The following is a 13806-nucleotide window of genomic DNA, read 5'->3' on the forward strand; positions in this document are numbered from 1 at the left end:
CCATTGGCACCTGTTTTAAACACAAATGTATGATTACTTAGATAACGCTTTATCTAAGTCTTCAATTTTTGCTTTCCAAATAGCAGGTCCAGTTTCATGCGCGTTAGCGCCTGTGCTGTCTACTGCTACGGTAACAGGCATGTCTTCCACATCAAATTCGTAAATGGCTTCCATACCTAAATCTTCAAACGCCACTACCCGTGACTTCTTGATAGCTTTAGAAACCAAGTATGCTGCACCACCTACGGCCATTAAATAAACTGACTGATGCTTTGCAATAGATTTGACCGTTGCAGGGCCACGCTCTGCTTTACCTATCATACCGATAAGGCCTGTTTTGTCTAACATCATGTCAGTGAATTTATCCATACGAGTGGCAGTAGTTGGACCCGCTGGGCCTACTACTTCATCGCCAACCGCATCAACAGGGCCTACGTAATAAATAAAGCGGTTGGTTAGATCTACACCTTCAGGTAAACCTTCACCGTTATCAAGCATAGTTTGAATACGCTTGTGCGCTGCGTCACGGCCAGTCAACATTTTTCCAGAAAGTAATACGGTTTCACCCACTTTCCAGTCTTGAATGTCTTCTTTGGTTACATCATTAAGGTTAACACGACGGGTGTTTTCACCCACTTCCCACGTTACCTCTGGCCAATCTTCTAATTTAGGCGGCGTAAGTTCAGCTGGACCTGAGCCATCTAAATGAAAATGTGCATGTCGGGTTGCTGCACAGTTAGGGATCATCGCCACAGGCTTAGACGCCGCATGGGTAGGCAAAGACATAATTTTAACGTCTACTACGGTCGTTAAGCCACCTAGGCCTTGAGCACCAATACCCAATTGATTCACGCGCTCGAAAATTTCAACACGTAGCTTTTCATCTGTGGTTTCTGCGCCACGAGCAATCAGCTCTTGAATATCTACCGGATCCATTAAGCTTTCTTTAGCGAGTACTGCTGCTTTTTCAGCTGTACCACCAATGCCTATGCCTAACATGCCAGGTGGACACCAGCCAGCGCCCATGGTTGGCAACGTTTTCACTACCCAGTCAGCAATATTATCGCTAGGGTTTAACATTACCATTTTAGATTTGTTTTCTGAGCCGCCGCCTTTTGCCGCAATCATCACCTCAACTTTTTCACCTGGCACCATATCAATGTGCACAACTGACGGAGTGTTGTCTTTGGTATTGGTTCGCGCGCCCGCGGGATCGGCAACGATAGAAGCGCGCAAGGGGTTATCTGGATTTAGATAAGCGCGGCGAGTACCTTCATCAACCATCTGTTGAACAGTCATGTCGGTTTTATCCCATGTCACACCCATACCTACTTTTACAAAGCAGGTCACAATACCGGTGTCTTGACATAAAGGACGTTTGCCTTCAGCTGACATTCTAGAGTTAATAAGGATTTGTGCCATCGCATCTTTAGCTGCTTGGCTTTCTTCTCGGTTATACGCTGCTTCTACGGCTTTAACGTAGTCGAGCGGGTGATAGTAAGAAATAAACTGTAGGGAATCTTCAATGCTATCAATGAAGTCCTGTTGGCGGATAACGGTCATGACATCCTCTTTTTTTATTTTGCTTTCGTGGTCTTAGCCTGCTAAAAAAGCGTATACTAGCGCATCTGTTGGCACCGTACCATGTAAAATATGGGTGAAGCTTTGCGATAAAACAAACTTGTGCAGGTAAATTTAACGCGCTTAGCTAACGTTAGCTGTTAGATAGCGTGCTAATACGGTTTAGTTAATTTTCCAGTACCCATTTAACGCAGCTTCAATGCCGACAACATTCTTCTTAACCTGATGTATAGAGTTAGTTTTTAATGCCCGCAACATCGCAAGTTACCATTACGCCAATCAGCACATCGTTTTCCCTTTGCCTTATAGATATTTTTGAGCGGGTTGCCCACCGCGCGGGAGCCGTTTTGCTTGATACCTGTGGCTCCACGAAAAGCAATGGTCGCTACAATGTGATGGTATGGGAGCCTAGCGCTACCGTAACGGCCAAGCACGGTGAAGCCCCTCTAGTGCAATTAGATGGCGAGAAGGCATTCACAACTGACTTTCAGCCTTTTGAAGCCGTCACGCACTACCTTCATGGATCAGTGGCCAATCTTAAGGTAGATGAGACTAGCCAATCATTAGCTAAACAACTCCCTTTTATTGTAGGCGTAACGGGTTTTGCTGGTTACGATGCAGGGCGCTATTACGAAAAGCTTCCAGCAAATTCGGCGCAAACCTATACCACCCCAGACTTTTCAGTAGGGCTTTACTTATCATCTTTAATTGAGGATACGGTAACAGGTACCTTGTATTTTTGCTCGGCGACAGGTGAAACCTCGCCACCTGACTTTATCATTCAGCCTAATTTTACTACTGATTTTAAAAATAATGCTGATACTGGCGATTTTTGCGATGAAAACGACCATAAAGGGCGCGTCTCTTTAGCCTCCATCAATGATGAGAAAACACATGGTGATGATATTGCTAAAACGCCGTTTTCATTAACCAGTGATTGGAAATCTAACCTGACAAAAGAAGTCTATATTGGATGTATTGAACGAATTCATGATTACTTAAAAGCGGGTGACTGTTATCAAGTAAACATGGCCCAGCGGTTCTCAGCTTCATATACGGGCGATTGCTGGCACGCTTATCGCGCCCTACGAGAAAGTAACCAAGCGCCCTTTTCCGCATTCATTCAATTAAAAAACAGCACTATTTTGAGTATTTCCCCCGAACGCTTTATTAGTGTTAAGCAGGGCGTGGTGGAAACTAAACCGATTAAAGGCACTCGCCCACGGTTTAGTGATGAAGCGAAAGATGCACAAAGTGCTCAGTCTTTGCTTACTGCATCGAAAGATCGTGCGGAAAACCTTATGATTGTTGATTTACTGCGTAATGATCTTTCAAAACACTGCAAGCCTCATTCAGTAAAAGTACCTGAGTTATTTGCCTTAGAAAGCTATGAAGCAGTGCATCATTTGGTAAGCACGGTTGTCGGCGAACTTAACGACAATGCAACGCCATTAGATTTACTTGCCTCCTCATTTCCTGGCGGTTCTATTACAGGCGCACCTAAAATTAGGGCCATGGAAATTATAGACGAGCTTGAAGTACATAGACGCAATATCTATTGCGGCAGCATTTTTTATATGGGCTTTCGTGAAGATATGGACTCAAGCATTTGTATTCGTACGCTGCTTGCGGAGAATAACCAGCTGCATTGCTGGGCTGGTGGTGGTATTGTTTTAGATTCAGTGGCTAATGACGAGTACAAAGAAACCTTGGATAAAGTGTCTAAAATTCTGCCAGTGCTAACCTCCCACTTTGGAGCGGGCCGTGAACAGAGCTGATTTCCTCCGCCAATTTCACCATCTGCGTCAAACGCACCGAGAGCCCGATTACCCGCTTAAATCTAGAGGTAGGCCTGCTGCGGTATTAATCCCTTTAATGGATTATGGTAATGAGCTGACGGTGTTGCTCACAGAGCGTGCACATCACTTACGTCATCATCCAGGGCAAATTAGTTTCCCCGGTGGCGCAGTAGATGAAGTAGATAACAGCGTTTTCGATGCCGCTCTTAGAGAAGCCCACGAAGAAATAGGCATGCCTTCTGAAAACGTAGAAATTATTGGTGTGTTGCCCAATTACAGGACAGTAAGCGGTTATCAGATAGCCCCGGTTGTTGGTTTTGTTGAACCAAGCTTCACGCCTGTTATCGACCCTAACGAAGTAGAAAGTGCTTTTGAGGTTCCATTAGCTCATGTGCTGAATCGCAAAAATCATCTTATTCATACTGCTCGTAAAGGTAAGCGTTCATCACCTATCTATTTTATTCCGTGGAATGAACATATGATTTGGGGCGCTACGGCCGCCATACTACGAAACTTGTCTCACCATATTCACCCTTAAGCTCACTTACTCTCAAACACACCTACCCTTGCGTGCCGTTAAATATTTCTTTACAACACATTAGCAATTCTAATTAACTGATTAGCTTTTCTGTATTGTAGTTAAGCCCGTCTACATGCATGATCTAGGTATTAGTAATTTAGACGGGTGTATTTTTATGATTAGTGTTTTTGATATGTTTAGCGTGGGTATTGGCCCTTCAAGCTCGCACACCGTTGGCCCCATGCGTGCGGGTGCTGAATATGCTAAAACACTTGCAACAGACACCGCGTTGTTTTCAAAAATCACGACGATTAAAGTGGAGTTGTTTGGCTCTTTAGGTCAAACCGGCATTGGTCATGGTACAGGTAAAGCCGTTATTCTTGGATTATCGGGTGAAATGCCTGAAAGCATTGACGTGAATAAAATAGAGCCATTACTAGAAGACGTACGAAACCTAGAATCGTTGTACCTAAATGGCGAGAAGCCTATATCATTTCCAAACAAAAACGCGATTGTTTTTCACCGCCGTAAAACGCTTCCCAAGCATGCTAATGCACTTACTTTTTACGTATATGAAAACGATACCCTGCTGTGTGAGCAAACGTATTACAGCATTGGTGGCGGCTTTATCGTAAAAGAAGAAGACTTTGATGCCACTAAAGCGCATGCAGGTGCCGTTCAAGCAACTGTACCTTTTCCTTTTAAGTCTGGTGCTGCCCTGCTAGAGCAATGCAAAAACAATGGGTTAAGTATTAGCGCCCTTATGCTTAAAAACGAAACGACGTTTCAACCTGCTCACGCCGTAAAACAAAAGCTGTTTGAAATATGGTTAGTGATGAAAGCCTGTGTTCAACGTGGCATCGACAGTGAAGGCATATTGCCAGGTGGTCTTAAAGTGGTGCGCCGTGCGCCGGCGCTTTATCGTCGCCTGCAAACTGAACATACTACTGACCCTATGCAAACCATGGACTGGGTAAACTTATTTGCCTTAGCCGTAAATGAAGAAAATGCAGCTGGAGGCCGAGTGGTAACTGCGCCCACCAATGGCGCGGCCGGTATTATTCCTGCGGTTTTACATTATGTAGACAAATTTATTCGCCCAGTGGATGAAGAAGTGGCAAGCCGCTTTTTACTCACCGCAGGAGCGATTGGTATTTTGTACAAAGAAAATGCATCCATTTCGGGTGCTGAAGTAGGCTGTCAGGGTGAAGTGGGTGTGGCATGTTCTATGGCTGCGGGTGCGCTGGCAGAGATTATGGGCGGTACTGTACCTGCAGTAGAAAATGCAGCTGAAATTGGTATGGAGCATAACCTAGGGTTAACTTGCGACCCCGTGGGTGGCTTAGTACAGGTACCTTGTATTGAACGCAATGCTATGGGTGCAATTAAAGCGATAAACGCTTCACGCTTAGCACTGAGAGGCAGCGGCGAGCACAAGGTATCGTTAGATAAAGTCATTAAAACCATGCGTGATACGGGTAACGACATGAAAACCAAGTACAAAGAAACAGCCCGAGGCGGATTGGCGGTTAACATTATTGAATGCTAACCGTTAAAAAAACTGGCTTTAGTGCACCAGTAGAAACAAAAAAGGCGATGGCGGTTTAAGTAATAACACCGCAAATCGCCTTTTTATTCTGTTACGTATTCTCATACATAAACAGCTAATCCAAATGACCCGATTAACTCTTCCGCGCTAAATTTGGCTTTTTGGCTAATCTAGCTTACTTTACCGGTAAAGTTACTCCTTTGAACATCTTTTCAACTTCATCATTGTTTTTCAGCATCATGGCTTTTTCAACTTTATCTTTCGTTAAATGCGGTGCAAAGCGCTCAATAAAGTCGTACATATAGCTTCGTAAGAAAGAGCCCTTTCTAAAGCCTATTTTGGTCGTGCTGTAATCGAACAAATGACTTGCATCAATTTTCACTAAGTCTGAATCGAGTTCATCGCTAACGGCCATGGAAGCAATAACACCAATACCCACACCTAACCGCACATAGGTTTTAATGACATCGGCGTCGGTGGCGGTAAAGACAATTTTAGGCGTAAGGCCTGCACGCTCAAACGCTTGGTCGAGTTCCGAGCGACCAGTAAAACCAAATACATAGGTTACAAGGGGGTATTTGGCGATATCGCTAATATCAATAGAGCCTTTCTTCGACAAAGGATGGTCTTTATTCACAATTACACTTCGATTCCAGTGATAACAAGGCAACATCACTAAATCATTGTATAAATGCAAAGCTTCAGTAGCGATAGCAAAGTCGGCTTCGCCCTTAGCGGCCAGATCACTGATTTGCGATGGCGTCCCTTGATGCATGTGTAAAGACACCTTCGGGTACTTGCTCATAAAACCTTGGATCACATCAGGTAGCGCATAACGTGCTTGCGTATGCGTAGTGGCGATATTTAGCTTACCTTGGTCGGGTAGCGTATGCTCCCGTGCCACCGCTTTGATACTTTCTACTTTGGCTAAAATTTCGCGGGATATATTAATGACATCGTTTCCGGCATCAGTAACATGGGTTAGATGCTTACCACTACGCCCAAAAATCTGTACACCCAACTCATCCTCTAGCATTCTCACCTGCTTACTAATGCCCGGTTGAGAGGTATATAAACTTTCTGCCGTGGCAGAAACATTCAGATTATTGTTAAGTACTTCTACTATGTAACGTAGCTGTTGTAATTTCATGTAAAACATCGCTCCTTGTAACCAGTTGTGTACTATAACCTTATCGTTATAACCAAAACTACTAATAATTACGATAAGCTATTACAAAAGTGACAGATTAACCCACAAAATAGTAGGTAATTTTGCGCTAAATAAGTAATACTGAAAATGGGTTACCTACTGAATAATTGTTTTCCTTTATCCTTACAGATGTTTTAATTGGTACAACACCTTCAAATTTAAGGAAAATAACGGGTTTTATTCATATGAGTGAAAAAAAGCAACTTACCTCTCCTATCGACTTTTCGTCGGTGCTAGCAGCTGCTGTGCACGATATGAAAAATTCGTTGTTTCTTCTTATTCAGTCAATTGAAAATCTTTCTAATGATTTAGCCCCTGAAAATAGTAAAGCACGAGAGCAAGTGGCTAGTGTGCATTACGAAGCATCGCGGCTTAATACCAATTTAGTACAAATTTTATCACTTTATCGTGCAGAATTAGAAAGTCTGCCGATAACAGTAGATGAATGCTTTGTTAGTGACTTAATAGACGATGTAGTTGGGTCTAATAATATTTACATTGAACAAAAAGAAATTGTGGTTAAGGCGAATGTCGACCTCAATTTAAGTTGGTATTTAGATAGAGAGCTTATATACCTATTAATTAACGACGTATTGGTAAATGCCCTTCGGTATGGTACCTCTCAAATTTGTATTTCAGCACAGGTTGAAGATGACTGCCTACATATTTGCGTGGAAGATGATGGCATCGGCTATCCAACGTCTATGCTTGAAAAAAGTCACGAAGACTTAGCCGATTTTCAGCTTAGTCAAGGTAGAACAGGGTTAGGTCTTTTCTTTACTAGACTTATTGCATCTGCTCACTCGCAAGGCAAACAGCAAGGAGAGATTTCTTTAAGCAATGGCGGTTCTCTTGGCGGAAGTGTATTTAGGGTAAAAATACCGTAACATTAACGCATAATAGTTTGGCAGTGAAAGCCAGCATATAATTCGAATTAAGTATTAAACGGAAATACGCGCATGTACATGATAATAATAATTCTGATTGTTGTTTTACTGATAGCGGCAATTTTTATAAATGCTATGCAGCAACATCGCGCTAAGGCTGACTCGGAGCGTCGGGCAGATCTGGCTAAACAACGCGCTGTTATTGATGAAACAGAGAATGTTATTCTAGCTTGCTCAAACATGCCTATTTCAGGCCGCATGTTACAAATCTTGGATAACCGGGTTTTAGGTGCGCTTAAAACCGTCAATGAGCTTGGTGGTACGCCAGAAACAAAACAAAAACTTGCCAATGCAGAGCAAAAATCCGCTTCACAAAACCCTGATTCGGTAAGCGCTAAGGAATTCGTTTTACCCGATAATGACAAACTTATTATTCAGTACATACAGGCTGTTAAAAAACTTCGCATTTTACTTCGTTCAGAACACAGTAAAGGCAAAGTTGAAAGCAAAGTGTTTTATGACGAAGACAAACAATTAGAACGCTTACAAATTAAGGTTAATGTTGAAACGCTAATCAAACGCGGCAGAGCTGCACAGCAGTCGAACATGTTAGGTTCAGCCCGTCAGTATTACGAAAAAGCAAAGACTGCGCTAGAAAATCAAAATCAGCAAGATGAATACACACAGACTCGTTTGGCCACACTGCATGAATGGTTGTCAGAAATTCAAAACAACCTTAAAAGCGTTAACGCACAAGATAGAGCGAAGAAACAAGAAGAAGAGCGTGATGAATTGGATGAGTTATTTGCGCCTAAGAAGAAATGGTAACGCACCTGTTTATCAGCATTTGACACTTTACCTGTGGTAGTGATGTAAAACCTCAGTCCATAATGCTTGACCAGCCACTGACATATCACGCTTGGCGTTTTTCACCATGCCCACCCTTTTCACCAAGGGGTCTTCTTCCATTTTAAGCACGGTTAGCCCTATGCTTTCCATCGACGTAATGCACAGCGATGGCATAATAGCGATGCCTAACCCCTGCTTAATTAGCTGACCAAGGGTACCCAACTGCCCTGTTTCGGCAACAATAACGGCTTCACCCACGGTACTTATCTTCTGTTGTGTCCACATTCTTACTGCCGACCCCCTATTCATCATTACCATAGGGTATTCGATACACGTTTCCCAATTAACCGTTTTTGCTTTTGCCAATTCATGCTGGGGGTTGACCACCACCACAAAACAATCGTCGAAAAGAGGTGTAAATATAAGCCCCTCATTCTGCTGCGGTTCGAAGGTGAAGCCCATCTCGGCTCTGCCCTCTGATACTTCATAAATCACGTTCTCCATCACCACATCTAAAATACGCAGGTTAATATTGGGCGCAAGTTGGTGATACCGTTTAAGTAAATGCGGTAAATGTGATTCGGCAAAGGAAGGCATAGCCGCAATGGTTAGGCGCCCTTTAGCCATGGCGAAAAGGTTCTGAATATCACCAAAAGTGTCGTCCCAGTCCCGCATTATTCTAATGGCGTTAGGTAATAAGGCTTCACCTTCTTTGGTTAATGCCACATGCCTGGTGCTGCGACTAAACAATTTCCCACCTAGCTGCTCTTCCATTTTCTTTATTGCAGACGAAAGGGCTGGCTGGGTAAGGTGAAGCTTAATAGCAGCCTCAGCGAAGGTACTTGATTGCGCTACGTGAATAAAAGCCTGTAAATTTCTGTATGAAATATTCATTCAACTAAGACCTACACCCTATGTTTGAAAGGATAACCGACAAGATAGCCAACACATTGACTTGCCCGAAATCCGAAAAATTAACAACCATCACTAATCACTCAATTAATAAATAAAACTTATTAATTGAGTGATTAATTCAATTTTACATAATTGATAACATTGTTGATACTTTTACTTAACACATTTTATTAATGCTAAATTTAAGGGGAAGTACCATGTCGGGATTTGACAAAGTCGTCACTACCTATCAAGAAGCCATGGACGGGCTGACCGATGGTATGACAGTTATTGCTGGTGGTTTTGGGCTATGCGGCATTCCAGAAGGCCTGATTGCTCAAGTTAAAACGATGGGCACTAAAGGCCTTACTGTGGTTTCTAATAACTGTGGTGTAGATGGTTTTGGACTGGGCATCTTGTTAGAAGACAAACAAATTCAAAAAATGGTGTCTTCTTATGTAGGCGAAAACGCCCTGTTTGAAAAGCAATTATTAAATGGCGAGCTTGAAGTTGAACTTACGCCGCAAGGCACGCTAGCCGAGAAGATGCGTGCTGGTGGTGCAGGTATTCCTGCATTTTATACTGCTACAGGCTATGGCACGCCTGTAGGCGAAGGTAAGGAAGTGAAAACGTTTAATGGCCGACCTTATATTTTAGAAGAAGCTATTAAGGGCGACTTCGCCATTGTAAAAGCGTGGAAAGCCGACCGATATGGAAACTGCGTTTATCGTCATACCGCACAGAACTTCAACCCTATGGCAGCCACCGCGGGCACAATTACCGTTGTTGAAGCAGAAGAGATTGTTGAGCCAGGTGAGCTAAACCCTAGCGAAATTCATACGCCCGGCATCTATGTAAATAGAGTCATAAAAGGGGAATTTCAAAAGCGCATAGAACGTAGGGTTGTTTCTAAAACTGCGCATAACACCACAGCAAAGGAGACACAATAATGGCATTATCACGAGATCAAATAGCAATGCGCGTGGCTCAAGAATTCCAAGATGGTGACTATGTCAATTTAGGAATAGGTATTCCAACGTTGGCCGCCAGTTTTGTGCCTGAAGGCATTAGCGTGATGCTTCAATCTGAAAATGGCTTATTAGGCATGGGCCCCTACCCTCAGGAAGATGAGCTAGACGCAGATATGATTAACGCTGGTAAAGAAACCGTTACCGCCATTACCGGAGCTTCAATTTTTAACTCTGCGGAAAGCTTCGCCATGATCCGTGGCGGTCACGTTGATTTTACTGTGCTTGGTGCATTTGAAGTAGACGTAAACGGTAATATTGCGTCGTGGATGATCCCCGGAAAGCTTGTAAAAGGTATGGGCGGCGCTATGGACTTAGTGGCAGGCGCTAAAAATATAATTGTGACCATGACTCACACTGATAAACATGGCAACCCAAAACTGCTTAGTGAATGTACCCTGCCGCTAACCGGTGTAAATTGCATAACCCGAATTATTACCGATCTTGCGGTAATGGAAGTGGTGGATGGTGCCTTTTTACTAAAAGAACGTGCCCCCGGAGTAACTGTTGAAGATATACAAGCAAAAACCGGCGGTAAGTTAGTTGTATCGGATAATGTGACCGAAATGCAGGTATAACCGCATTTTCGCCAAGGTAAACGCATAGCAAGCTTTCATAATATCGGCCTTTAAGGGATAATACGCGATGATATTATTCATGAGGCCGAATCTTGCTAGTTACTGACTTACCCGTTCATCACAAAATCATTACTAAACTCGAAAGTAGAAACTTTACCGAGCTCACTGAAATTCAGGAAAAAAGTATGCTTCCTGCTATTCAGGGTAAAGATATTATTGCCTCATCTAAAACGGGATCGGGTAAGACACTCGCATTTTTAATTCCGGCTATTAATCGTTTGATGTCGCAAAAGGCGTTAAGTCGACAAGACCCTCGCGCGCTTATTCTTGCACCTACTCGCGAATTAGCTAAGCAAGTTTTCATAGAAGCCAAAACCATGTGTACGGGATTGAACTTATCTTGCACGTTGGTTGTGGGCGGTGAAAACTACAACGACCAGGTTAAAGCCTTACGCCGTAACCCACATATTATTGTGGGCACTGCTGGCCGGGTGGCTGATCATTTAAAAGATAAAAGCATATTTTTAAATGGCCTAGAACTGCTTATTTTTGATGAAGCCGATCGCATGCTTGATTTAGGCTTTTCAGAACAGCTAAACATGATTAACGAATTTGCGAACCACCGTAAGCGCCAAACCATGCTGTTTTCAGCTACGTTAGATAGCATAGAACTTAATTACATGACTGCGCGTTTAACAAAAGCTGCAGTGCGTGTATCGGTAGGTGATTCAACGGCGCACCATGGCGATATTCAACAACAGTGTTTCTTTGCTGATAATATCGAGCATAAAGACGCCCTACTTCATCACGAAATTTCAAACCGTACTTATAACCAAGCTATTGTCTTTACCGCAACACGTGAAGATACCGACCGTTTAACCACCATGTTAAACAAAGACAAGCTTGAAGCCATCGCCTTACGTGGCGACTTACCACAAAATCAACGTGCTGCAATTATGAGTGAGTTCGCCCGAGGCCAGCATTCTGTTTTGGTGACTACCGATGTGGCATCACGAGGTTTAGATTTATCTAAAGTTGGTTTGGTTATTAATTTCGATTTACCAAAAAATGCGGATGAATACATTCACCGTATTGGTAGGACGGGACGTGCTGGTCAAAAAGGTGAAGCTGCTTCATTTGTTGGCCCACGCGATTGGAAAAGCTTTATAGCACTGAAGGCACATTTACAATATGAACTAGAGTGCGAGGCACACGAAGCACTACCTGCTAAATTCAAAGGAATTAAAGCCCCTACGCCTAAACAAGATACGCAGAAAAATAAAGCCAGCAAGCAAGATGGCGCAGAAGCAACTGTTGCTAAGAAAGTACGCCGCGTAGACACCATGGCAGGTACAGAAATTGGTATGGCGCCAGTTAAACGTAAGCCAAGAAAAGTAGAGCTTGAACCTGAAGACGATACCGAGTTTGAAGCTGGCATTAACGTAGATAACAGTGTTGATGATGATTTAGATAATAGCGATAAAACTAGCTAGGTATAGCTAAAACCGGAAAATTTCTGGTTACAGATTTAAATTGTTGCAAAGGAGCCTAAGTGCTCCTTTTTTGTTTTTTGATTGCAAATAACCCATTAATTTACTTAATCGCTACCACAGCATTTCAGTAAAATACATCTTATTCCCCTAACACACGATTTTGGTATTTTTAATTCATGAGTAAAAATCACCATTAAGATTTGTTGTTTTATTTTCTGGTGTTAGCGGTTAATCTGACAATATGAATAAAATTAAAAACTCTATTTTGGGGTGTGTAGACAGGCCACTTTTGGGGTCTAGTAAATTGTTAGTTTCCAAGCGGTAACCAATTGTTCAAAGTAATGAATTTGAATTTTGTAACAGTAAAACTGCCTAAGTCGCCTTCGACTGTTAGTTAAAAGTTATATGCTTCTCGGATATTTAGAAAAGGAATTTTAATGAATAAACAAAGCAAAGTATTTCATCCAGTTACAAGAGCATGCGCAATGCTCGGTGCTGTTATTTGTGGCTTTTTTGCAGTCACTCTGTTCGTTTCTAGTCTAATTGCCTTACCCGATATTATTACTGCATTAAAGGGCTGCTCTAAGGCTATTCTAATAGCTGCTCTTGCGTGGGCCTTTTGGTATGCGGCTAAATATAGTAAAAACCCTTTCCTCATCACTCCATTTACCAAGCCGGAATAACGAATACATAATTCAAGAACGTATATGAACCCACCATACAACTCAATAAACTCGCTCAATACGTTCGCTGGAAAGCATACACGCAGGGCCGCTTCGCTATTATGTCCTACGTGCATGCACGCGGTATTGAGCAGTTAGGAGACAAGGATGGAACACTTAAAATTAGCAATGCCGGGCTTCGCCTTAATTGCGATTCAACTCATCGGACTAGTAGTTCCGCATATCTTTTATCTAGTGAACCCTGTTTAATTATGGATTGCGATATGCACCGTAGGGCTTCCATGCTTATTCATTTCATTTACATTTCGGGCACTAAGACTATTTAAATTCTTTAAAAAACATATGTATTTAGAATTTTTCTAGCTATTTCTCTAATAATTTCAACTATTCCATCAATGATTTTTTTTATTGAAATCTGGCTTCACTTTAAACCGTCTGACGGTCCTGCTCTTGGTTATATGGGAGTCTTTTATTTAGGCTACGCGTATTTGTGGTTGCCAATGTTGATTATATTAACTTTCTATGTAACAAAGGTTCCCAACAAGACACTTACAGTAAGACGATAAACGCATGGTTTTCGTTTATACCTCACTAATCTTAACCGCATATATTAGACCTCATTGTGAGGCGTAATATGCCAACGGCAATAACATTACTCGGCGGTGCGACTATTTGTAAGTTACATTTACGGGCAATTTAAGGCCCAATAAAACTCAAAGAGGGACAAAATGCCAA

General features: G+C 42.5%; 12 protein-coding genes. 9 read left to right on the plus strand and 3 right to left on the minus strand.

The window, feature by feature from the left end; translation table 11 throughout:
* Positions 1–33: 33 nt before the first annotated feature.
* Positions 34–1563 carry a fumarate hydratase gene (locus tag ALT761_RS10155; RefSeq protein ID WP_129738477.1) on the minus strand — a complete coding sequence of 510 codons (1530 nt, stop codon included), beginning with the start codon at positions 1561–1563 and terminating at the stop codon, positions 34–36.
* 263 nt (positions 1564–1826) lie between these two features.
* Here ALT761_RS10155 and pabB point away from each other — a divergent pair, with 263 nt between their 5' ends.
* The 3 genes from pabB to ALT761_RS10170 all read left to right on the plus strand — a co-directional run bounded on the left by pabB (position 1827) and on the right by ALT761_RS10170 (position 5449).
* Positions 1827–3359, plus strand: a complete 1533-nt coding sequence (gene pabB / locus ALT761_RS10160; RefSeq protein WP_129738479.1) for an aminodeoxychorismate synthase component I — start codon at positions 1827–1829, stop codon at positions 3357–3359.
* The gene (locus tag ALT761_RS10165) at positions 3346–3918 is read left to right on the plus strand and encodes a CoA pyrophosphatase (RefSeq protein WP_129738481.1); all 573 of its coding nucleotides are present in this window, start codon (positions 3346–3348) and stop codon (positions 3916–3918) included. The genes pabB and ALT761_RS10165 overlap by 14 nt, the downstream gene beginning before the upstream one ends.
* A gap of 157 nt (positions 3919–4075) precedes the next feature.
* Complete coding sequence (locus tag ALT761_RS10170) at positions 4076–5449, plus strand: L-serine ammonia-lyase (RefSeq protein WP_129738483.1); 1374 nt, start codon at positions 4076–4078, stop codon at positions 5447–5449.
* 175 nt (positions 5450–5624) lie between these two features.
* Here the strand turns inward: ALT761_RS10170 and cysB are convergent, their stop codons facing one another.
* Positions 5625–6599: an HTH-type transcriptional regulator CysB gene (cysB, locus tag ALT761_RS10175; protein WP_013784052.1), complete on the minus strand. Its 975-nt coding sequence runs from the start codon at positions 6597–6599 to the stop codon at positions 5625–5627.
* Between the two features lie 245 nt (positions 6600–6844).
* Between cysB and ALT761_RS10180 the strand changes: the two genes are divergently transcribed.
* A complete protein-coding gene (locus tag ALT761_RS10180; protein ID WP_129738485.1) occupies positions 6845–7546 on the plus strand; it encodes a sensor histidine kinase in 702 nt (233 codons plus the stop codon).
* A 72-nt stretch (positions 7547–7618) separates the two neighbouring features.
* Positions 7619–8374, plus strand: a complete 756-nt coding sequence (locus ALT761_RS10185) for a hypothetical protein (RefSeq protein WP_129738487.1) — start codon at positions 7619–7621, stop codon at positions 8372–8374.
* Positions 8375–8401: 27 nt separating this feature from the next.
* Here ALT761_RS10185 and ALT761_RS10190 read toward each other — a convergent pair whose 3' ends face one another.
* Positions 8402–9289 carry a LysR family transcriptional regulator gene (locus tag ALT761_RS10190; protein ID WP_129738489.1) on the minus strand — a complete coding sequence of 296 codons (888 nt, stop codon included), beginning with the start codon at positions 9287–9289 and terminating at the stop codon, positions 8402–8404.
* A 218-nt stretch (positions 9290–9507) separates the two neighbouring features.
* On the opposite strand from ALT761_RS10190, the gene ALT761_RS10195 reads away from it, so the two are divergent.
* The 4 genes from ALT761_RS10195 to ALT761_RS20605 all read left to right on the plus strand — a co-directional run bounded on the left by ALT761_RS10195 (position 9508) and on the right by ALT761_RS20605 (position 13071).
* Positions 9508–10239 carry a CoA transferase subunit A gene (locus tag ALT761_RS10195; RefSeq protein WP_129738491.1) on the plus strand — a complete coding sequence of 244 codons (732 nt, stop codon included), beginning with the start codon at positions 9508–9510 and terminating at the stop codon, positions 10237–10239.
* Positions 10239–10895 carry a CoA transferase subunit B gene (locus tag ALT761_RS10200; RefSeq protein WP_129738493.1) on the plus strand — a complete coding sequence of 219 codons (657 nt, stop codon included), beginning with the start codon at positions 10239–10241 and terminating at the stop codon, positions 10893–10895. The genes ALT761_RS10195 and ALT761_RS10200 overlap by 1 nt, the downstream gene beginning before the upstream one ends.
* Before the next feature lie 92 nt (positions 10896–10987).
* Positions 10988–12388 (plus strand): DEAD/DEAH box helicase, encoded by a 1401-nt coding sequence (locus tag ALT761_RS10205; RefSeq protein ID WP_129738495.1) that lies wholly within the window; start codon positions 10988–10990, stop codon positions 12386–12388.
* A 437-nt stretch (positions 12389–12825) separates the two neighbouring features.
* Complete coding sequence (locus ALT761_RS20605) at positions 12826–13071, plus strand: hypothetical protein (protein ID WP_172602871.1); 246 nt, start codon at positions 12826–12828, stop codon at positions 13069–13071.
* Positions 13072–13806: the final 735 nt, after the last annotated feature.

Source organism: Alteromonas sp. 76-1, assembly GCF_900654235.1.
Lineage (GTDB): Bacteria > Pseudomonadota > Gammaproteobacteria > Enterobacterales > Alteromonadaceae > Alteromonas > Alteromonas naphthalenivorans.